Source organism: Mycolicibacterium agri, assembly GCF_002553505.1.
In the GTDB taxonomy this organism is placed as follows: domain Bacteria; phylum Actinomycetota; class Actinomycetes; order Mycobacteriales; family Mycobacteriaceae; genus Mycobacterium; species Mycobacterium agri.
The window spans coordinates 1-19,688 of sequence record NZ_PDCP01000094.1 but is presented as its reverse complement, the minus strand read 5'-3'; the positions used below and the strand labels follow the sequence as shown (position 1 = coordinate 19,688).

13 protein-coding genes, 1 tRNA gene and 1 pseudogene are annotated in these 19,688 nt (G+C 62.4%); 6 read left to right on the top strand and 9 right to left on the bottom strand.

The features are described from left to right. Positions 1 to 524 precede the first annotated feature (524 nt). The 8 genes and pseudogenes from CQY20_RS29115 to aceE all read right to left on the bottom strand — a co-directional run bounded on the left by CQY20_RS29115 (position 525) and on the right by aceE (position 13,867). A pseudogene (locus CQY20_RS29115) lies at positions 525 to 1,927 on the bottom strand (IS1380 family transposase). Between the two features lie 254 nt (positions 1,928 to 2,181). Further along, a complete protein-coding gene (gene cas2, locus CQY20_RS29110) occupies positions 2,182 to 2,484 on the bottom strand; it encodes a CRISPR-associated endonuclease Cas2 (RefSeq protein ID WP_097944072.1) in 303 nt (100 codons plus the stop codon). Then, positions 2,481 to 4,097, bottom strand: a complete 1,617-nt coding sequence (locus CQY20_RS29105) for a CRISPR-associated endonuclease Cas4/Cas1 (RefSeq protein ID WP_097944070.1) — start codon at positions 4,095 to 4,097, stop codon at positions 2,481 to 2,483. The genes cas2 and CQY20_RS29105 overlap by 4 nt, the downstream gene beginning before the upstream one ends. A 9-nt stretch (positions 4,098 to 4,106) precedes the next feature. Continuing rightward, on the bottom strand, positions 4,107 to 5,123 hold the full coding sequence (locus CQY20_RS34610) for a hypothetical protein (protein ID WP_133119158.1): 1,017 nt from the start codon (positions 5,121 to 5,123) through the stop codon (positions 4,107 to 4,109). Continuing rightward, positions 5,120 to 7,795, bottom strand: coding sequence for a type I-G CRISPR-associated helicase/endonuclease Cas3g (cas3g, locus tag CQY20_RS29100; RefSeq protein WP_097944068.1), 2,676 nt, complete (start codon positions 7,793 to 7,795; stop codon positions 5,120 to 5,122). Before cas3g ends, CQY20_RS34610 begins: the two co-directional genes overlap by 4 nt. After that, positions 7,792 to 9,345 (bottom strand): type I-G CRISPR-associated protein Csb2, encoded by a 1,554-nt coding sequence (gene csb2 / locus CQY20_RS36260; protein ID WP_097944066.1) that lies wholly within the window; start codon positions 9,343 to 9,345, stop codon positions 7,792 to 7,794. Before csb2 ends, cas3g begins: the two co-directional genes overlap by 4 nt. Before the next feature lie 2 nt (positions 9,346 to 9,347). Beyond that, positions 9,348 to 10,562, bottom strand: coding sequence for a type I-G CRISPR-associated RAMP protein Csb1/Cas7g (cas7g, locus tag CQY20_RS29090; protein ID WP_097944064.1), 1,215 nt, complete (start codon positions 10,560 to 10,562; stop codon positions 9,348 to 9,350). Positions 10,563 to 11,077: 515 nt separating this feature from the next. Next, entirely contained in the window at positions 11,078 to 13,867 is a 2,790-nt protein-coding gene (aceE, locus tag CQY20_RS29085; RefSeq protein ID WP_097944062.1) for a pyruvate dehydrogenase (acetyl-transferring), homodimeric type, read from the bottom strand. Between the two features lie 142 nt (positions 13,868 to 14,009). Here aceE and CQY20_RS29080 point away from each other — a divergent pair, with 142 nt between their 5' ends. The 5 genes from CQY20_RS29080 (at position 14,010) to CQY20_RS29060 (ending at position 16,818) form a co-directional block, all read left to right on the top strand. Next, positions 14,010 to 14,585, top strand: coding sequence for an Rv2240c family protein (locus CQY20_RS29080; protein ID WP_097944060.1), 576 nt, complete (start codon positions 14,010 to 14,012; stop codon positions 14,583 to 14,585). 80 nt (positions 14,586 to 14,665) lie between these two features. Next, on the top strand, positions 14,666 to 15,091 hold the full coding sequence (locus tag CQY20_RS29075) for a DUF3052 domain-containing protein (protein WP_097944058.1): 426 nt from the start codon (positions 14,666 to 14,668) through the stop codon (positions 15,089 to 15,091). Next, a complete protein-coding gene (locus CQY20_RS29070) occupies positions 15,092 to 15,556 on the top strand; it encodes a peroxiredoxin (protein ID WP_097944056.1) in 465 nt (154 codons plus the stop codon). It begins immediately after the preceding gene. A 45-nt stretch (positions 15,557 to 15,601) separates the two neighbouring features. Beyond that, positions 15,602 to 15,676 (top strand) — tRNA-Val (locus tag CQY20_RS29065). Between the two features lie 353 nt (positions 15,677 to 16,029). After that, positions 16,030 to 16,818 (top strand): AAA family ATPase, encoded by a 789-nt coding sequence (locus CQY20_RS29060; RefSeq protein ID WP_165789311.1) that lies wholly within the window; start codon positions 16,030 to 16,032, stop codon positions 16,816 to 16,818. 146 nt (positions 16,819 to 16,964) lie between these two features. Here CQY20_RS29060 and CQY20_RS29055 read toward each other — a convergent pair whose 3' ends face one another. Further along, the gene (locus CQY20_RS29055) at positions 16,965 to 18,266 is read right to left on the bottom strand and encodes an IS256 family transposase (RefSeq protein ID WP_097944052.1); all 1,302 of its coding nucleotides are present in this window, start codon (positions 18,264 to 18,266) and stop codon (positions 16,965 to 16,967) included. On the opposite strand from CQY20_RS29055, the gene CQY20_RS29050 reads away from it, so the two are divergent. Further along, positions 18,265 to 19,614, top strand: a complete 1,350-nt coding sequence (locus tag CQY20_RS29050) for an ATP-dependent nuclease (protein WP_163700587.1) — start codon at positions 18,265 to 18,267, stop codon at positions 19,612 to 19,614. The two genes, CQY20_RS29055 and CQY20_RS29050, sit on opposite strands and share 2 nt — an antisense overlap. Positions 19,615 to 19,688 lie beyond the last annotated feature (74 nt).

Genomic DNA, 19,688 nt, shown 5'->3' with positions numbered 1-19,688 from the left:
ACAACCGCACCGGCGAGTCGGGCGGACGGGGCCAAAACAGACCGTCCTACCGGGGCCAAATCAACCTGTCACAGCCAAAATGCTTGAGCACGTGCAGGTTCCGCGATTTCCACCACCGAGAATCGGCGAGCCCGCGCGCTTTCGGCTACTCCACCACGCCAGCGTCGTCATCACCGACGGCGAATCGTTCCGCATGCGCCACGCCCAACACAAGCGAGGTGAGCGCCCCTGAACTAACCTCAACCCCTGCAAGGGAATGGGGACTTTTCCTGGCCACCAGCGGCGACTTCAACATGGCCACGGACATTCAGAACCGTCAACCCGCGGATCAACGCGCCGACTTTTTCAGGTCTTAGCCTCGATTTTGCATGCCGGTGGGGCGGGAAGCAGCGGTATGTTGAATCGTGTTGTGTGGGATCGGTTTTCGAGATGTGGATGCGTTTGGCCGTCCCGTGTCGCCGGGTTGGGCGGGCTTTCCTGGGGCCGATGAGTCTTTCGTGTCGGTCGGTCAGATGGGCTGTCGGTCAACCGAAGGCGGTGCGGATGGCCTGCCAGGCGGCCGCGATCAGAGCGGCCCAGCGCCAGGTGACATCGATACGCAGCCGTAGTTGGCGTGCGCTGCGGGTGATGCGGGCGGCCACGTGCAGGACCCGGTAGCGGAAGGTGGTGATCTCGGCGCGGGCCAGGCCGGGGTGGCTGGTGAATCCGATGAGCCGGCACCAGGTGACCAGATCGGCGGCGGCCAGGATGATCTCGAGCCAGGCGGCGTTGGCGTCAAACGCCTGACACGGCAGGTTACGCAGGCCGGTGGCTTTCAGTTCGCGGATGCGGTCCTCGACGCGGGCGTGCTGGCGGTGCCGCAACTCCAGGCCGGCGACCTGGCCGGGCACCACACCGGCCGGGGTGTCGGTGATGAACGCGGTGACCCGCATCCCGTCGGCGTCGGTGAACCGTAACTGTGCGCCGGGGTGGGGGCGTTCTTTGCGCAGGACCAGCCTCGTGCCGGCGGGCCACGAGGACAGGGTGACCAGGTCGGTGGCCTCGGCGACCCAAGCGCCGGCGCGGATACCGCCGTCGCCCTCGATCGCCGGATACCAGCACTGCCCGAGGTTGAGGGTGTCCACCGCGTCCTGTACCCGCCAATCAACGGGGTAGCCGAACGAGAACCCCGCCCCCTGTTCGCGGCAGGCCGCGGCGAAATCGTGGGTGGCCCCGGCGGTGTCGCAGCGCACCAACACCGCCGGCTTATCGGGGTCGTCGCGATGATCGGGGTCGGGCCGCCACCGCGGCGGCAGCGACGCCAACGCCTGGTCCAGGACGGTGACGTGGTCGGTGGCGGTGTTGGAGCCGGCGCGACCGGTGCGCAGCAGCCCCGCCAGCGCTTCACGCCCGGCGATCTCGGGGCGGTCCACAAAGGCCAGCAGCGGGTGGTGACCGTAGGTTTTCTTCCAGGTCGGGGCGGCTTTGTCCTTGTTGTCGGAGTGATCGTTGACCAGGGTGGCGTCGATATCGATGTGCAACCAGTCCCCGGCAACCGGGGCGGCGCCAGCCTCCCAGGCGCGCTGGCCGCAGCGCGTGCGGCACGCACCCGCGGCAGGTGCGCGGCGTCGATGCGTTCATCGACCAGCCGCCACATCGTCGTCGTGGAGGCTTTGGCGCCAAAGGCATGCTCACGGTCGCCGCACAGCTGACCGACCCCGTCGATGCAGTCCGCCCCATCGGCGACCGCAGCAGCCAGATCAGCGAACACCTCCCCGGGTGCATACACCCACCGGCCGCGGTAGGTGTCGGCCAGCGCCGCGGTGACCTGCGCCGATAACCCGGTCCGGTCAGCGAGCTCACGCAGCATGCCCATCCCGGCGTGCGACACGACACCATGGCCGTCGGCCGACACTTTCACCCGTGGTACGACCGCGATATTCTTCACCTGCGAGGTGCCTTCCAGCTGGAACGATTGAATCTTGGACAAGTCCAATTATTCCTTGCAGGACAGGCACTTTCGCTTATCTACACACCCTCAGCCAGAACATTTCGTGAAAAATCCGGGTTAGTAATTAGATCTTCTACGGCTATCGAAGGTGTTCGGCGAATGCCGTGCACTCATGTATCGAGCACGAAGCAGACGCGCTGAAGCCTCAGGAAGCAGGCTAGCCGTGTTCACTTCTTCGGGGAACCATCGGGTCACACAACGAAGCTGTCTCTGTCGGTCACAGGCCGTCGTCGACCTTCGAACTCGAACTGGCGCGGCGAGAGCGTATTTACCGGACCAAGGTCGCAGAACAATATCGAATCCTGAGAACTGTCGATTGTCTGGCTCACCTCAACGCGCATCCGGACTGCCCGCCCCGGAACCGTGTCGACGACAAAGACACTGTATTGCACGCGATCCCCATACTTTGAAAGTACTTTGGCAAGCTGAGCCCGTCGTCTGTCGTCGGTGACGTCATAGGCGATCAGAATTCGATGAGCATCTTGACGGGTCATCGAGTGCGAATTCCTCTGTATGCTGGTGTCGTTCCATCGAGGACTCCGAGAATCATCCGCGCCTGGACTTCCATCGCTCTGCGCCAACTGACCGAGTATCCGAAGACGGGGTGCTTGAACTCCTGTTGGACCCGCCGCTCGTATGCGCTCGTGACAACTCGTCGCGTCTTTTCTCCGAGCATTCGTCGTCCAGCTGTTCGCGGTAGATCCGCCACAACGACCTCGCCATTGTTAATCATGCCAACTACGGCTGAATCTGCAACCGGCGCACGGAATTCCTCCATAAGATCAAGGGCGAGTGCAGGCTTATTGCGTGCAGCGGAATGAAGAAATCCAGCGTGGGGATCCAATCCGCAGGCGTGGATTGCGCGAACGACGTCCGCCAGTAACAGCCCATAGGCGTAATTCAAGAGAACGTTCAAGGGATCGTCGGCATGTCGGCCTACCCGGCCAGGCCATCGCGATAGGAAGCCTGGGTCGATATCGTCTGACAATAGGGCTGAAAAGTGGCCGAAATAAACTGCGGCCGCTTCTCCCTCAAGGCCGTAGAGGTGGGTGATGTCGGGCGCGTCTATACACTTGCGTGCAATCGCACGTAACCGAGCCACAGCGGTCTTCACATCGGCTCGAGCATTGCGTCGCAACTGAGTGGCTTGGTTCGATACCTTCGACCGGATGAATTCGCGCGCAAGATCGAGACGGCCTATGCTCGAAGCAACATGCTGGTTCACTCTCGCGAGACCGTTCGGCGACGACGCCGGCCGTGCGCTGCCGACTACACGCCCTCTACCAGAACACCAGACTATCGAATAACCGCGCCAAAGGACCTCGCGGATTAGAGCACTGGCGATGTCGACATTGCCATGCACGACGATGCCCACGATCCGCTCAAGAGGAACGCTTGCGATCTGGTCGTGTTGCTTTGTGACGACTACGCGTCCTGAACGCAGCGAAGCACGGCTGCCCGGTGTGGTGAGATGAAGAATGTCACCATGTGGGTTGCTGACCGCAATTCGTCGTGGGGCCGCCACCTGGTTATGCTCATCCGGCAAGCAAATCGATACATGCGAGCATGAGGCACAGCGGGGATCATCGAGTAGCGGTGGCGGCGCCACTCGCTGCCCGATGATTTCGCGGGTTCTCGCCACCCATCGTTCTGCATTCCGGAAGTCCGATGGTGAGAGCTGCACCTGCACTGAGCGACGTTGATCAGTGAAGTAGACTTCCTGCGAAATCACTTTGACGCCAATTGATTCCAAGCACATCCGTTGGAGGGCTAGCTGAACAAGGTTGGCCTCGCTGACCTCGGCGATACGTCGGACGGGAGTGGACTTGTACTCGACGACTGTGACCGCGTTGTCCTCTACTGTCCTCAGGATGTCGCATCGCCCTGAAACGCCGAGACCGTGGTGATGAATCTCGACCGATCGCGTGCGCCCTCGTGCCGCACCAGGGCTATCGACGCTGGTGTGTGCGGCGACCCCCGTCTCGATCTGAGAGTGCACTACTTGCTCGCCGGCGGCTTCTATCCAGGCTCGCCGCTCGCAGAAGACGGTGTGAGCGACTAAGCTCACCGGGATCTCGATGATGTTCAAAGCGTGGCTTTCTGGCATGGCTTTCTGTTATATGGGGTCGAACTCTCCGGCGAGTATCTGTCTTTCAGGAGCGGATGCACTTCCTGCTACGCGTACGGCGAATCGCACGAGGCCGGTAACTCCGGATTCACGCAATGCCTCCTTGCCGACAGCGCGTTCGGAGGATCCGGCTGGAGCGAATGCAGCGCTGTCGAAGGCGCGGGACCGTAGAATTCGGCGAAGCTTCGCCGGTGATGTCGGCGAGGTGACGAGCGGCAGGGCCATCATTTCCGGGTGGACCTTGGTCTGTGGGTAGGCGCCCGGAGTGAACGATTGACGCCCAATACGGTGAGTGATGCGAAATGCGGACAGTCCCCACAGGGCACACCACGCCATCGCATTGTCCACCGGACCTGGCGGAACTAGTCCGGTTCCGGAGCGAGATTCCGGCCTGTCCTTCCCCATCTCGTCGACAACAGCGTCACCGACGAGTCCGGCCATGATCGCGTCGCTGGATCTTGCTGCTACTGCTTGGGCCAAAAGCGCCAACCGGTTTCGAGTGAAGTCTTCGCCCCTGTTACGTGTCTTCATCTCCCACCGAGACGCCCCGCGGTCGGGCTCCGGAAGTGGGCTGTCAAGAAGCCAGTACGCAGGCTCGCCTAGTGCCTGGAGCATCAATGAGTCGAGCCAGGCTTGGTTGGACTCTGCATCGAGAACCGCACATCGGGCGTCGTACAGACGCTTCCATTCATCCGGTTCACCGGGAGTTCCGATGCGCGGGCTGAAGAGGCCGACTTCAAACGTCTTCCCTTGCCCTTTTACCGCTGCTATTTGTTTCACCCAGGACTCTGTTTGGTTGTGTTTAACTGCATGTGCGCGTACAGCTTCGGCAACCTGCGTGGCTGTTGATCGAAGTCCGCTGAGAATGAGCCTGGGCTTAGCCTCGTCTGACCAGTTGAGTCGGATATCACGTTCGCCGGCGTCCTCGAGAATGGCGCTGAGCCCGTAGCCAGCGAAGTGGTCGAGTGCCCGAGTATGGTCCGATCCCAACATAAAGACGGTCATGACCCCTCCTTCGACACTGTGCAGTCAGCCGCTCTCAAAAGCGCCTCGTAGTAGGCGCACGCCCACGGCCCAATCTTTCGGTGTGTGTCTTCGATGAGCGTCTCCCACGCGCCACGATCGAAGAGTTCGATGGCAGCGGACTCTCCCGACCGGTCTGCCGGGTCCAGAAGATGGGTTGCGTTGTGCGGGAACGCTAATCGTCCCCGCCCGTGGCTTGTTCCAATCAGGCGCAGTACCAGTTCCCGTTGCCCGCGGCGGAGGTCTTTGAGGGTGTGCTCAGCAAGGACAACCGAAAGCTGCTCGTGGCGCCAGCCCGGCGGCAGAGCGGCGCGTGTCTTGTTGAGTTGAGGTTGGCGGCTTGACTTGCCGCCACTCTTGGCCAGGAATGTGGTATTGGGCTTTCCACCGAGGATGGTTTGGAACCTGCGGTCGCGCTTACCATCGTCGTGATGGTGACCGGCAAGTTCGAGAGTGCTAACTTCATACTCCGTCAGGGACAAATGTGTCGCAAGTGCGCGTGCCCGACGGGCAACGGCGGCAGCATGCACGTCGAGTTCAACAGCAGATGTGCCGTCCCACATCTGCCGGGCTTCTTCATCGTCGACGACAAGACGCGCCGGCTTGAGCACAACCCAGGGGACGGTATGCTCCTCGTCATCTTCGAAGGGGCGTCCTACGATGACCTGGTCTGAGCGGTCGAGGGTGTCATTGACCAACTGTTGGACAATGTTGGCGGCGTCGGCGTCATTGGCAACGATGTCGTCGATCTGCAGGAAGAGGTCCTCATTCCTGGACCGCCAGAGAACCTCAACTTCGTTGTCATTTTCGATCCCGCCCCACGTAGTGTGCTGTTCTTCTGTGCCATCGCCATAGTCAACGATGGTGTGTTCCAGAACGATTGGATGAATCGAATCAAGGATCAATACATCGCCGGGACGAGGGCCTTCTCCTGTGTCAACTCCGATGCGGCTGATGATTCCGTTCCGCCACACGAATGCTCGGCTATATGGCGCTTCGGCCTTGCCTAAAGTGCGACAGATATCACGCGCGCGGTGAACGGGCACCGGAAAAATTTCGCGGGCGGCGGGCGGGGTTACTTGTAGGAGGGCCAGCGAATCGAGATCATGCTCGGGGAGTTGCGCGCGTAGTACGACACCGCAATCTTGATTGTCGGGCTCGAGATCATCGCGCAGCCACAGTGATCGCTCCTGGGGCGCCGCTAGATCCTCACTCGTGGTGGAGAGGGCTTCGACGTCGCCTGCCTCGAGTCGCGCGTAAACCAATCGCTTGTCCTTTGCCACAGGTGCAGGATCGAGAGTGATCGCCGACGGCGCCAAGCCTGCCGGGTCGGTTGCGCGTCGCACTAGCCATTCAAGCGCTTGCTCCAATTCATCCGCATCATAAGGACCGCTTCTGGTTGGCGCACTGTGTGGACCGATTACGATGATGGATCCTGACTCCCGGGAACCCAGTCGGTTGACACGACCCGCTCTCTGAGCGAGGGCCGGCCCCGGGGCCAGCTCGGTGACGAGCGAGGCGAAGTCGATATCCACGCCCACCTCAATGGTTTGGGTTGCGACGATAATCCCGACAGTAGGATCACCTGTGGGTCGGAAAGCATCAGGGTGAGCGGCGATCTGGGCGGTGAGGTCCATCGGCCGCATTGGACCAACCCAGGTGAGTACGTGATTTCGCGCCGCCTCGCCGGCGAGTCGTTTTCGAAGATTGTCTGCCACGCGGATCGCCGTCGAGACCGTGTTGACGATACAACCGACTGTGCCTTCCGGTGTGTTCTTCCACATCCGGACGACGGTGTCGCTGATTTCGTTGATGTACTTGTCTGAAGGTCGCTTATCCGGCCACAAGTCGGTCGGTTGATATGTCACCGGTTTTGGACGTCTGAGCCGCTGTGCGAGCTCGGCATCGCTTGCCAGATCCGCGTCATCGACACCGACGGAGCGTCTTCCGATGTCACTCGTGGGTGTCGCAGTTGTTTCGACGATCTGCAGTGCGGGCGCCGGTGCAGGATTACGTTGGATCAACTCACGCACTCGGCGGGCGGTTATTAGCAACTGCTTGTTCAGATGTGCCTCGTCCAGCACCATGACCGAATCGAACGCGAGCAGACCTGCCTCGCGCGGATGGGCGTGAGGTGATGAGCCATAACCGCCGAAGAGGAGCCGACTTCCCCACATGTCGGGCGTGGCGCAAATGATCATGCAGGATGTAGGGTCATCCACCCAGGAACGATCGGGTAGCAGGCCCCCCCTAAGCGTTGCCAGCGCGAGAACGTCCTCTGACGGAGCCGAGTCGTGGCGTACGCGGCGTAGACCTTCAGCGACTTGAGCCACCACATCTGACTGTGGCATACGCAGACTCGCTCGCAAGTCCAATGCCCGTTGCTCGTGAGCATCAACGATCGTGCGGCGATTGACGACAACTGCAAGCCGCCGCGGAACCCGTGGCCCGTTGTTGCAGCCGTATAAGGCATTGACGAACGCATGTACATCAACAACATTCGACTTGCCCGCGCCCGTCGGTGCGACAATAGATTCGGGCCATTCCCCTGTCTCTGCGATCATGCGGCACAGCCGCGATTGCCATGCAAAGGGTGGATAGCCATGTATCGCAGTGAAAAAGGAGTCGAAATCTTCGACATTTAGTTCAGTCATTCTGTCACACCCCAACTCTCAACGAGAGATTCAGGACGGTCGATCGGACATAGCAGACCGCAACCGAGATGCCGGCTTTGACCGATCGCGATCAATGCCTGATCCGGCAAGAGAGAGCCACCGAGTAGGTGCAACCGATACGGTTGAGCAACAACGCCGTCTGGCATTTTGTGGGCGTATTTTCTGACATCAGCGTCGGGTAGTGGCGAGGTCACTACTGCTCTGACACCACGAGATTCAACGGCGTCAACGGTCGCAGCGTAGCGTTCTTCGGCGGTTCTTGCCGAGACATGTGGCAATTGGTCACGGAATACGAATCCCACTGAAAGCTGCGCTGATTCGGCAAGAGTCCAGGCTCTTCGTCGGGGCCGACGTGGCCGTCGGGTCTCAGGCATGACAGCGGGCAAGCTCTCCCACACCCGTATCACGCCAGGGCCGGGCGCCTGCCAAAAAGTCGCGGCATCCACTATTGTGCGTTGGCCGAGAAGGATCGGTTGTTGGTCGCGCCTGTAGAGGCGTGTGACGTTGCGCAATGCACGGTTCGTGATCTCCAGTGCATCGTTTGGTACGAGTATTGCGATTCCCGCCCCGAGGTGAGGATGTCGCGACATACTCATCACCGCAGCGTCGATGGGCTGGATGGCAACCCGATTGGCCTCCGGAGCAGTGCCTGGTGCGTATCGTCCGGTGATCACTGAAGACGCGTCAGTGTCCAGTGCTGCGACCATCGCCCGGTGCAGAGCGATTGACCACCCGACACGCTCAGAGTTGGGGATAGGCGTATCGATACTGATATGGATAACGTGCCGCCACGGAGCCGCTGGCGGGTTAGTGGTATCGATCGGGTTATAGCCGATATCGACGGCATTGTTATGGCTAATGGGTGGCGCGCTCGGTTGTTCGGTTTCTTTCCAACGGTCCTTCGCAGGTGCGGGAGGGGTGTGGGGATGTGCTTCCGCGTGCAATTCGTCGAGCTCGCAAAGGCGGCCACTAACGGGAGTCGCGATGCGAATGTCTGCGGGGGCAAACGGTGATACCCGTGATGACCGGCGATGTGTCGGGGCGATCTCACCGAATTCGAGTATGACCGGCGAGTGAGCCTCACCCAGGCACGGAACGTCCTCGCAGAGTGTGGCTAGTGCCTCTGCGACATCCGCTGGTACATCAGCCCAGCCCCAGCCGATCGGGGCTGAGATCGCCGTCCCCGTTCCAACGGCACGTGGCGTCTTCCGACGCATTGGACTCTTGCTCACATTTTCCACGACGCCTTCATCCCGGAAGGCAAATTCCTTGACATTCGCGTTCTCGCGCACGGGTGGAAGCTCGACAAACTCTGGTGGGTTGTCCTCGATCCATTCGAGCGCGCGCGTGATGGATGAACGTCTGGCCAGCGTGGCTCCTCGGACATCGGCAGTGCTGCCCCGCGATGCTGCTGCTACGAGAGCAGCGTGCAGTCGCAGTGTTGAGGGAAGTGCGTCAGGTGAGCCGTCTGGTCGATGGCCCACATATACGCCGAGTGGGAAGCGCGCACGGATTCCAGTAACCGCCATGGTTACTCCTCAGCATCCGCATCGGCATTGTCTACGATGAGTTCGTTGCCGATTACCTCGAAGACCTGTCCCTCCCAGCGAATTCCAGCAGTGGAGCGCGCAGTCTTGATTGCTTCGTCGAGCAGAGAATCTGCAGTCTTGATGTCGATGGGGTCTAGTGCGATGACCTGGCCGTAGCGCGCGTCTAACTCAGTACGCGGCTGGGCTGCTTCGCGAAGGTTGCAGTTGGCACGGAGATTAAGCTCTGCGTTGGCACGAGCGAGTCCCGCTAGTGCGAAGGCGCCAAGCAGTGCTCGGCACGCCGCATCCCCGTCAGGCCCGGCGCCGAATCGCAATTGCCGCAGCGCCGCGAAAGACAGCACGTGGGAGCGGATAATGCGACGGCAGGCCACCAACCCGAGATTCTCAAGTGTCGGAGGGATAGAACCCAGTCCGAGCGTGGACGCCGACGTACGCCCGTTTTTCGATTTCTTGACATCTTCGCGGATCTTGGTGGCGAGTTTGGGTGACAGCTCCGCCTCTTGATCGACCAGCAGGTCTTCAAGTTGCTTACCGGTCAGCCGAACACTGGCGGCGATGGAGTCTGACCGGGCGCCGCCGCGTCTTGGCGGTCGGATCGAGTCGATGTCGTGCTCACTTTGGTCGGCGAGCTCGCCGATAATATCGCCCGTGAGCGCGCTACGATACCGGCCTTGACGGGCACGGCGTGTTGAGTCCCAGCCACCAAGAACGAGTGCGGCCGGCGCCAGCTCGAGAATCGGCCGCACGTCTGCCGGTGTTGCGTCACGAGCGGCACGGTAAGTTGGATGTTCGGTGACACTCTTGCCGTCGACGTGCCCGGCACGAATGTGACCGTCGTACAGGCGATGGGGCAACTCTAGGTCGCTGGCCGATGTTCCGTCTGCGTAACGGACAACGATCCTCGGCGTAAGAGCCAGCGGCTCTGTGCCGTCGGCAATTGCCTTAACGATCTCGTCCTCGATTCTGTTCAGCTGAGATGCTTTTCCGTCGACCAGGACACAGTTCGCGGCGACCCCATCGATGAAGCGTTGCTCATAGCAGTACGTTGCACCGCTTCCGCGGGCAGGCACGAATCTGGCCGGTGCTATGCCACCGTGTGATCCCTCGGCCGCCACCAACTCTGTGACTGACGTGAGGGTCGCTGCACCGCCCGGACGGCAGGCCTCCAACAGTTGATTGAAGTTAAGTGTGCTCATGATGTCTCCCTGTCGGTCGATATAGGAAGGCGTTATGTGATGGACGGAGAGTAGTGAAGCAGACCGACAAGTGAACAAGGCTTGAAATCGATACGGGCATTGGAGCAACCGTTGAGCGGGCCCGTTGGGTTTAGGAGTGGTTCTTGAGGTGCTGCGCGTGCGATACGAGTGAGACGGACTCCATCGCCTTTGATGCGTCGGGTCCGCATCCTCCCGGCCCGCAGCGGCCAGCCGGAGCCCGCTTGGACCTGGTCAAATGCAAGTTGACGCAGAGTGTGCCAGCCATCTGCCGGACCTGGCCGCGGCCGCGGATGGTCTGCGCCCGCATCGTCGACGAGGAACTTGGAATAATCCGGGTCGTTCTATGCGTCGAGATGGTTTCCAATCGTCGCGGCTACCCGATTGGGTGCCGACAAGCGGACGCGTGCAGACCTTCTGGTTGATTCTGCGCCTACGGCGAGAAAGTGCGAGTGGACGTCACCGTGAGCGCAGAGTCAACGAGATCGATGCCGTCGTCAGGCCACCCCGGGGTCGGACGTCTGCTCTGGCGCGGCCAGCACGTCGTCGATCTGGTACTTCTTGGCGGCCTCGACGGCGACGGACTGATCGACCTCGCCGTCGTTGGCCAGCGCCTCGAGCACCGCGACGACCACCGATTCGGCGTCGGTGTTGTAGTAGCGCCGTGCGGCGGGCCGGGTGTCGGAGAACCCGAAGCCGTCGGTGCCCAGCGTCAGATAGGTGTTGGGCACCCACGGCCGGATCTGCTCGGGAACCGCGCGCATCCAGTCCGAGACGGCCACTGCGGGGCCGCGGGTGTCGGCGAGCACCTGGGTGATGTAGGGGACCCGCGCCGGCCGGTCGGGATGGCGTAGTTTTTCCTTCTCTATCTCCACGCCCTCGCGGTTGAGCTCACCCCAACTGGTCACCGACCACACGTCGGCGGCCACGTCCCACTCCGCGGCGAGCATGTCGGCCGCGCGCAGCGCCTCCGGCATGGCCACGCCCGACACCAGGATCTGCGCCTGCTTGGCCTTCTGCTCGGGCGCCTGCCGGTAGCGGTAGATGCCGCGCAGCAGGCCCTCGACGTCGAGGCCCTCGGGTTCAGGTGGCTGACGGTAGGGCTCGTTGTAGATGGTGATGTAGAAGTAGACGTTCTCCGGGTTCTCGCCGTACATGCGGGCCAGCCCGCTCTCGACGATGTAGGCGATTTCGTAGGCAAACGCCGGGTCGTAGGAGACGACGGCCGGGTTGGTCGACGCCAGCAACAGCGAATGACCGTCGGCGTGCTGTAGGCCCTCACCGGTCAGCGTCGTCCGGCCTGCCGTCGCGCCGAGCACGAAACCGCGCGCCATCTGATCCGCGGCCGCCCACAGCCCGTCGCCGGTGCGCTGGAAGCCGAACATCGAATAGAAGATGTAGACCGGGATCATCGGCTCGTTGTGGGTGGCATACGACGTGCCCGCCGCGGTGAACGACGCCGTCGAGCCCGCCTCGTTGATGCCCTCGTGCAGGATCTGGCCGACTTCACTTTCCTTGTACGCCAACATCAACTCGGCGTCCACGGAGGTGTACAGCTGGCCGTTGCGGTTGTAGATCTTCAGGCTGGGGAACCACGAGTCCATGCCGAAGGTCCGCGCCTCGTCGGGGATGATGGGCACGATGCGCGGCCCAATCTCCTTGTCCCGCAGGATCTCTTTGAACGTGCGGACCATCGCCATCGTGGTGGCGACCTCCTGGTTGCCCGAGCCCTTCTTCAGCGCCTTGTAGGCGTCGCGGCCGGGCAGTGTCAACACCTTCGACTTGGTGCGGCGCTCCGGCACGAAGCCGCCGAGGGCCCGCCGCCGCTCGACCATGTAGCGGATCTCCGGCGCCTCCGGGCCGGGGTGGTAATACGGCGGCAGGTAGGGGTTCTTCTCCAACTCCGCGTCGCTGATCGGAATGCGCTGAGCGTCGCGGAAGAACTTAAGGTCTTCCAGCGCAAGCTTTTTCATCTGGTGAGTAGCGTTGCGGCCCTGGAAGTGGGCGCCCAACGAGTAGCCCTTGATGGTCTTGGCCAGGATGACCGTGGGCTGTCCCTTGTGCTCGACGGCCGCCTTGTAGGCGGCATACACCTTGCGGTAGTCGTGACCGCCGCGCTTGAGGTTCCATATCTCCTGGTCGGACATGTGCTGGACGAGTGCCTTGGTGCGCGGGTCGCGACCGAAGAAGTGCTCACGCACGTAGGCGCCGTCGTTGGCCTTGTAGGTCTGGTAGTCGCCGTCGGGCGTGATGTTCATCAGGTTCACCAGCGCGCCGTCGCGGTCCGCGTGCAGCAGCGCGTCCCACTCGCGGCCCCAGATCACCTTGATGACATTCCAGCCGGCGCCGCGGAAGAAGGACTCCAGCTCCTGGATGATCTTGCCGTTGCCGCGGACCGGGCCGTCGAGCCGCTGCAGGTTGCAGTTGATCACGAAGGTCAGGTTGTCCAGCGCCTCCAACGCGGCGACGTGGGCCAGGCCGCGGCTTTCCGGCTCGTCCATCTCGCCGTCGCCGAGGAACGCCCAAACGTGCTGGTCGGAGGTGTCCTTGATGCCGCGGTCGTGCAGGTAGTGGTTGAACCGGGCCTGATAGATGGCGTTCATCGGGCCGAGGCCCATCGACACCGTCGGGAACTCCCAGAAGTCGGGCATCAGCCGCGGGTGTGGGTAGGACGGGAGGCCGCCGCCCGGGTGGCTGTGCTCCTGACGGAAGCCGTCGAGCTGTTCGGCGGTGAGCCGACCCTCGAGGAACGCGCGGGCATAGATGCCGGGGGAGGCGTGGCCCTGGATGAAGACCTGGTCGCCGCCGCCGGGGTGCGACTTGCCGCGGAAGAAGTGGTTGAACCCGACTTCATAGAGTGCGGCCGAGGAGGCATACGTCGAAATATGGCCTCCCACACCGACTCCCGGTCGTTGCGCGCGGTGCACCATGATCGCGGCGTTCCACCGGATCCAGGCGCGGTAGCGGCGCTCGATCTCCTCGTCGCCGGGGAACCACGGCTCGCTTTCGGTGGGGATGGTGTTGACGTAGTCGGTGGAGGTCAGCGCCGGGATCGCCACGCGCTTCTCGCGCGAGCGCTCCAGCAAGCGCAGCATCAGGTAGCGCGCCCGGGCCGGGCCCTGGCGTTCCAGCAACTGGTCGAACGACTCGAGCCACTCGACGGTCTCTTCGGGATCGATATCGGGAAGGTAGGACGCAACGCCTTCGCGGATCACGCGTACCCGGTCGGGTTCGGCTGCGGTACCAGAGTTTTGGGCCAGGTCCTGGCGCGCGAACTCGGTGGTCAACTTTGACTCCTCGGTCGGAGGTGTGGGTCTAACGACACTCTCTATCCTTCACCTATCGTGCCCCACCCGCGCCGCGGGTGGTGGGTAGTGCAATGAACCGCCCTCGGACCTGTCGAACCGGTAACGTCTGCAGACTGTGCGGATGGCAGGGCTGACCGGCGCGGTACCGCTGCGGGTCGGCGCGCTCGTGGTCGGTGGCCTGGCCGGACTGGGGATGATCGTCGTCGGCTGCACGTCGGTCACCGAGGGTTCCCCGACGGTGAACGCAACCGACGCGCCGATCTACCAGGCGTCGGTTTCGGCGTCGATCGAGGAGTCCAAGGCGTCGTCGAGCTCCCGCGAGTCGGAGCGCCAGCAGGCGATGACCACCCAGGCCATCCACACGTCGTGCGAGGCGTTGAGCTCCAGCAGCGTGGACTCGATCACCGCGGTCAACGACTATGTCAGGGCCTTCAACGAGGGTTCCCCGGACGCGGCGGCCAAGGCGGGCCCGGCGATCGACTCGCTGAACCACAGCGCCGACCTGGTCGCAGGCAGCATCAGCGACCCGCTGCCACCCGATCTGCGCGATTCGCTGAACGGGTGGGTGGACGCCGCGCGGGGGGTCGCCAACGCCATTGCCGGCAACTACGGGCCCGATGAGTTCAACGCGGCGGTGACCAAGTTGAACGACGTCAAGACGACAGCGCTGGACCGGTGCGACGCCGCGTATCGATGAACTCAGACCGCCAGCCGACGCCGGATACTCGGGTCGTGCGACGATATACCGATCAAACGAGCAGTTAAAGGAGGACCGACGTGGTCGCGGCGGCGAACGCCCCGAACTACGCCCAACGGCTGGGCATCCAAAAAGGTCAGGTTGTGCAGGAACTGGGCTGGGACGAAGACGTCGATGACGACATCCGGGCCGACATCGAAGAGGCGTGCGGCGCCGAGCTGCTCGACGAGGACGCCGACGAGGTCATCGACGTGGTGCTGCTGTGGTGGCGCGACGACGACGGCGATCTGGTGGACCGGTTGATGGACGCCATCACCCCGCTCGCCGACGACGGCGTCATCTGGGTGCTGACCCCCAAAACGGGCAAGCCCGGGCACGTGATCCCCGCCGAAATCGCCGAATCGGCGCCGACGGCCGGACTGATGCAGACGTCGTCGGCCAATCTCGGTGACTGGATCGGCAGCCGGCTCGTGCAGCCGAAATCGAAGGCCGCGGGGAGACGCTGAATGCTGGAGTCGGGTACCGAGGCGCCCGATTTCACGCTGAAAGACCAGAACAACCAGCCGGTCACCCTCAGCGACTACCGCGGCGCCAAAAACGTGCTGCTGGTGTTCTTTCCGCTCGCGTTCACCGGCATCTGCCAGGGCGAGCTGGACGAGATCCGAGACAACCTGCCACGCTACGAGAACGACGACACCGCGACGCTGGCGATCTCGGTGGGTCCGCCGCCGACGCACAAGATCTGGGCCATCCAGAGCGGATTCACGTTCCCGGTGCTGTCGGATTTCTGGCCGCACGGCGCCGTCGCGCAGGCTTACGGGGTGTTCAACGAGGCCGCAGGCGTCGCCAACCGCGGCACGTTCGTCGTGGACCGGTCCGGGATCATCCGGTTCGCCGAGATGAAGCAGCCCGGTGAGGTTCGCGATCAGGCGGTGTGGGCCGAGGCCTTGGCCGCGCTGAAGTCCGGCTGAGGATTTCCGGTCGCAGGTCGTGGCCGTGTAGCCTGCACCCGGCACGGGCGCGTAGCTCAGTGGTAGAGCTCTGGTTTTACACACCAGCGGTCGGCGGTTCGATACCGCCCGCGCCCACCAGTGGTATTCCAGGTCAAATGGGGCAACTGCCGTGACGGTCAACCCCCCGCTGTGCCAATAATGTGCCAGCAGGTCGGCCGCTCTGTGGTGGCAAGCTCCGTGCAGCACCGACCGCCTGGCCACCCTCTACACGGCCGCCGCCACGATGGGGGCTTCTGATGTCGCGCTTGAGCCGTTCCGAATCTTCTGGCGAGACTGATCCTTCTCTGCACTAAGTCGAGTCTCTGGTCGGCTCGCGCACTGGGACAATTCACGCGTCTGATGCTTCCGGTAACTAACGAATCGACCGTGACAGCACGGTCCAACCTAGCCATTTCCGTCGGTGCAGCGTGCGAATATCTAGCCAATGGAACGTGTCAAAACAGGTGTTTGAGAGAGGTTTGCTCGTGAGGCTCGACAGTGTCTATAGCCGCTTCTTTCGCTCGCTCAACTTCGACTACATCCGCCAGTCAGCACCCGGGTATCAACCGGACGCCTGGGACGAAACCCCGCACAGCACGGAGTACCCCTTCGTCCGCTTGCGGCTAGAACCGGACATCACAACCGTCGTCGGCGCTAACGAATCCGGAAAATCGCAGATCCTAGACGCCGTATCCGCCGCTCTGACAGGCGATGGCTACGACCGAAGCGACTTCTGCCGCTACTCGCCGTTCTTCTCTGTCGACCGAACCCTGGTTCGGCCTGAGTTCGGTGCGTTGTTCACAGAGGTCAGTCGGGCGGATCTCAGGATCATCGCCACAATGTGCGACGGCCTAGATGAAGTCGCGTCAGCGGACCGCCTGGCCGTGTTCCGCATGAACGAGACTCCACAGCAACGTCTGTACCTAAGGCGAGACGGTGAATGGTTGCCACCCGCGAGAATCAAGAAGTCCACAATGCTCGACGAGCTCGGGCTTCCAGCGATTTACCGAATCGACTCCGAAACCGCTCTTCCCGACAGCGTGCCGCTTGAGTTCCTGGCAACTGGCAAGCCCACGCCTGGCATTGGACGGAGCCTGGTCCGCGGAATATGGGACGTATTCTCGTCGAATCCCGGTTGGTCGAATCGAGTACCGCCGTTGGCAACGCCGCCGGAGAGATTGCCGACGCTTTTAAGCAGAAGCGCGAGCTCGACGCAGACGAACTGGCCCGTTTCAAGCTAGCCGAGGAGCTGCTTATCACCGTCGCCGGTCTCGAACGGGATCTGTTCGCTGAGCTCCAACGGGCTGTTCGGACGAAGAACGGGTACGCCAACAGCATGAGCATGTCCCGAGTCGCGTGGAATTTTGGTGACGATCCACGGTGAACTCTATGCCGCGGCACCGACAGTTTCGGTGCCGGTGTTGGGATTGGCGTGTCGGCGCAGGGCGTCGACGAGCTGGGGCATCTGCTTGTAGCCCTTGATGCGGCGGAAGGACCGTTCGGCGTTGAGCATGCCAGCCGCGGTCCAGCGCAGCACCATCTGCCCGTCGCGCCAGCGCGTGACGTTACGGTTGGTCGTCCGGGCTATCGAGATCATCGACTCGATCGGGTTGGAGGTGGTCAGTGTCTTGGCGAGGCGGCCGTCGATGCCGAGCCGGGCCACGGTGAACATCTCTTCCAGCCCCTCGCGCAGCGACGCGGCCGCGCTCGGATAGCTCTTATCCAGTTGCGCAGCAAGGCTTTTAGCGTTGGCCAGCCCGGTGTCGGGGTCAGGGTGAGCGAACGCCTTGATCAGCTTGGCGTCCACCCAGGCCTGCTCCTTGTCGGGCAGGTGATCAGCGACATTTCTCCGCTTGTGCAAGGTACATCTTTGGATCGCCGCCTTGGCGCCGAACACCTCCCGCACCGCCGCCGAGAGCGCCTTGGCGCCATCGATGACGACCAGCAGCCCATCGTCCACCGTCAAGCCACGCTCGACCAGATCGGCCAACAGCGAGCGCACCACGGTCTTGTTCTCTGTCGAGCCGTCCCACAGCCCGACCGGTTTCTTCGTGCCGTCGGCGGTGATGGCCAGCGCCACCACCACGCACCGCTCGGCCATGTGCTCACCATCGAGCATGAGCACCTTGATGTCCTCGCCCGTTAGGTCGCGGGCCATCAGCTGGGCCAGCGCAGTCTCGGTCTGTTTGACGAACCGGCGCGAAATCGCCGAGCGGCTAGTCGATTTCGCCTCCTTGTCGACCCCGGTGCCGACCGGTTCGGCGACCCGCGCGTGCCGGCGGGTGGCCACCCCGGCCAGCATCCGCTCCATCACCACCCGCGTCAGCACGTCCTCGGCAGCGAAGTGGGTGTAGCTGGCCAGCGCCACCTCGTGCCCATCCAGAGTGCGCGCCCGCGGCCGATCCACCGCCACCCGGCGCCCGCCCAGCGTGACCGAGCCGCGCCCTGTGCCGTGGCGCACCGCGGCCCGATTCGGATCATGCTTGCCCTTCGGTCCGGCCACCTCAGCAATCTCGGCCTCGAACAGTGCCTGCATCACCGCCATCCCGGCGGCCACGCTCATCGCCAACAGCCCCTCTCGCGCAGCGCCAGCGATATCGGTCAGCGCCAGTGCGATCTCCTCCGGCAGATCAGGCAACACCACGGCATCGGCCGTGTCAGCAATGCGAATAGTAGGTACGGTTTTCATGGCGGTCCCTTCCTTCGTGGGTGTTCTTGGTCGTTCACCCGAAGACCTACCATCAGGCAGGCCTCAGGTGAGGGACCGCCACCTCAAATTCCACGACGACCGGGACAACCTCAACAGCATCGTAGACACGATCAACACTGAGCTGGCTCGCTCTTTGAACTTCCCAAGCTGGTGGTCGCAGGACTCTCAGTTTGAGCTCTTTGTCTCGCTTTTTGAGTACGACTTGATTTTCATGATCCGGGATCGGACCGGCCGATCTTATGGCTTCGACGAGCGCAGCGACGGGCTCAAATACTTCCTGAGCTACTACGTCCGCTACCGCGCTCACGCGGACCGCTCCGACGGACGCCCAGAGATCCTCCTTATGGATGAACCGGACAAGTTCCTATCCTCTTCGGGTCAGCAAGATCTGCTGCGGATCTTCGAGTCATTTGCGAATCCAGACGACGGGAAACGACCCGTCCAAGTCGTTTACGTAACTCACTCACCGTTCCTGATCGACAAGAACCACTCCGAACGCATCCGGGTGTTGGAGAAGGGGGAGTTCGACGAAGGCACCCGAGTAGTAACGAGCGCCGCCCAGAACCACTACGAGCCCTTACGTTCCGCCTTTGGCAGCTTTGTTGGGGAGACGACCTTCATTGGTAATTGCAACTTGGTGCTCGAAGGTCCCTCCGATCAAATCTTGTTGGCTGGAATCTCAAGCTGGCTTGGGCGCCAGGGCATTCCGGCGCTGGAGCGTCTTGACTTGAACTCCATCACTTTGGTACCTGCAGGCTCAGCTTCGCACGTTCCGTACTTGGTATACCTCGCACGTGGACGCGATGCGGACAAACCTCCGCTGATAGTGCTGCTCGACGGCGACAAGCCCGGTGACGAGGCCCGATCCACGATAAAGCGCGGTGGGGCACGACGGAAAGCCCTGATCTCGGACGAGCTAGTTCTGCAGCTAAGTGACCAAGTGTTGGACGGTTTGAGGAGCGATAACCCCAATGGTGCTAGGACAATTGAGGACCTGATACCGGTCGAAATCGCCATTGAAGCTGCTGGGGTCTACTGCGAAGAGTTCGTCCCGGACGTCAATGTCGGTGAGCTAGCCCTCACGAGTGCTGAAGTGTTCGACGGCGCGAATAGCAAAGCCTCCCTAGAGGCGATCGAGAGCGCCATTGCGACGGCCGCCCAGATGCCATCGTTTCACCTAGACAAAGTCGGTTTTGCACGCAGCGTCCTCACCATCTTGAAGCGGCGGCCGACCGACGATCCCGACATTGAGGTAGTCGACGCCAACTTCCGGCTGCTCCTTACTGAGCTCGGCAGACGGCAGCGCAAGGCGGTCAAAGCCGAGTGAATCGCCCTGGATTCGCCGGAGGCTCGAGCTATTGGATTCCGACCAGGGGTTGGTCGGTCCGTGATGCATCGTAG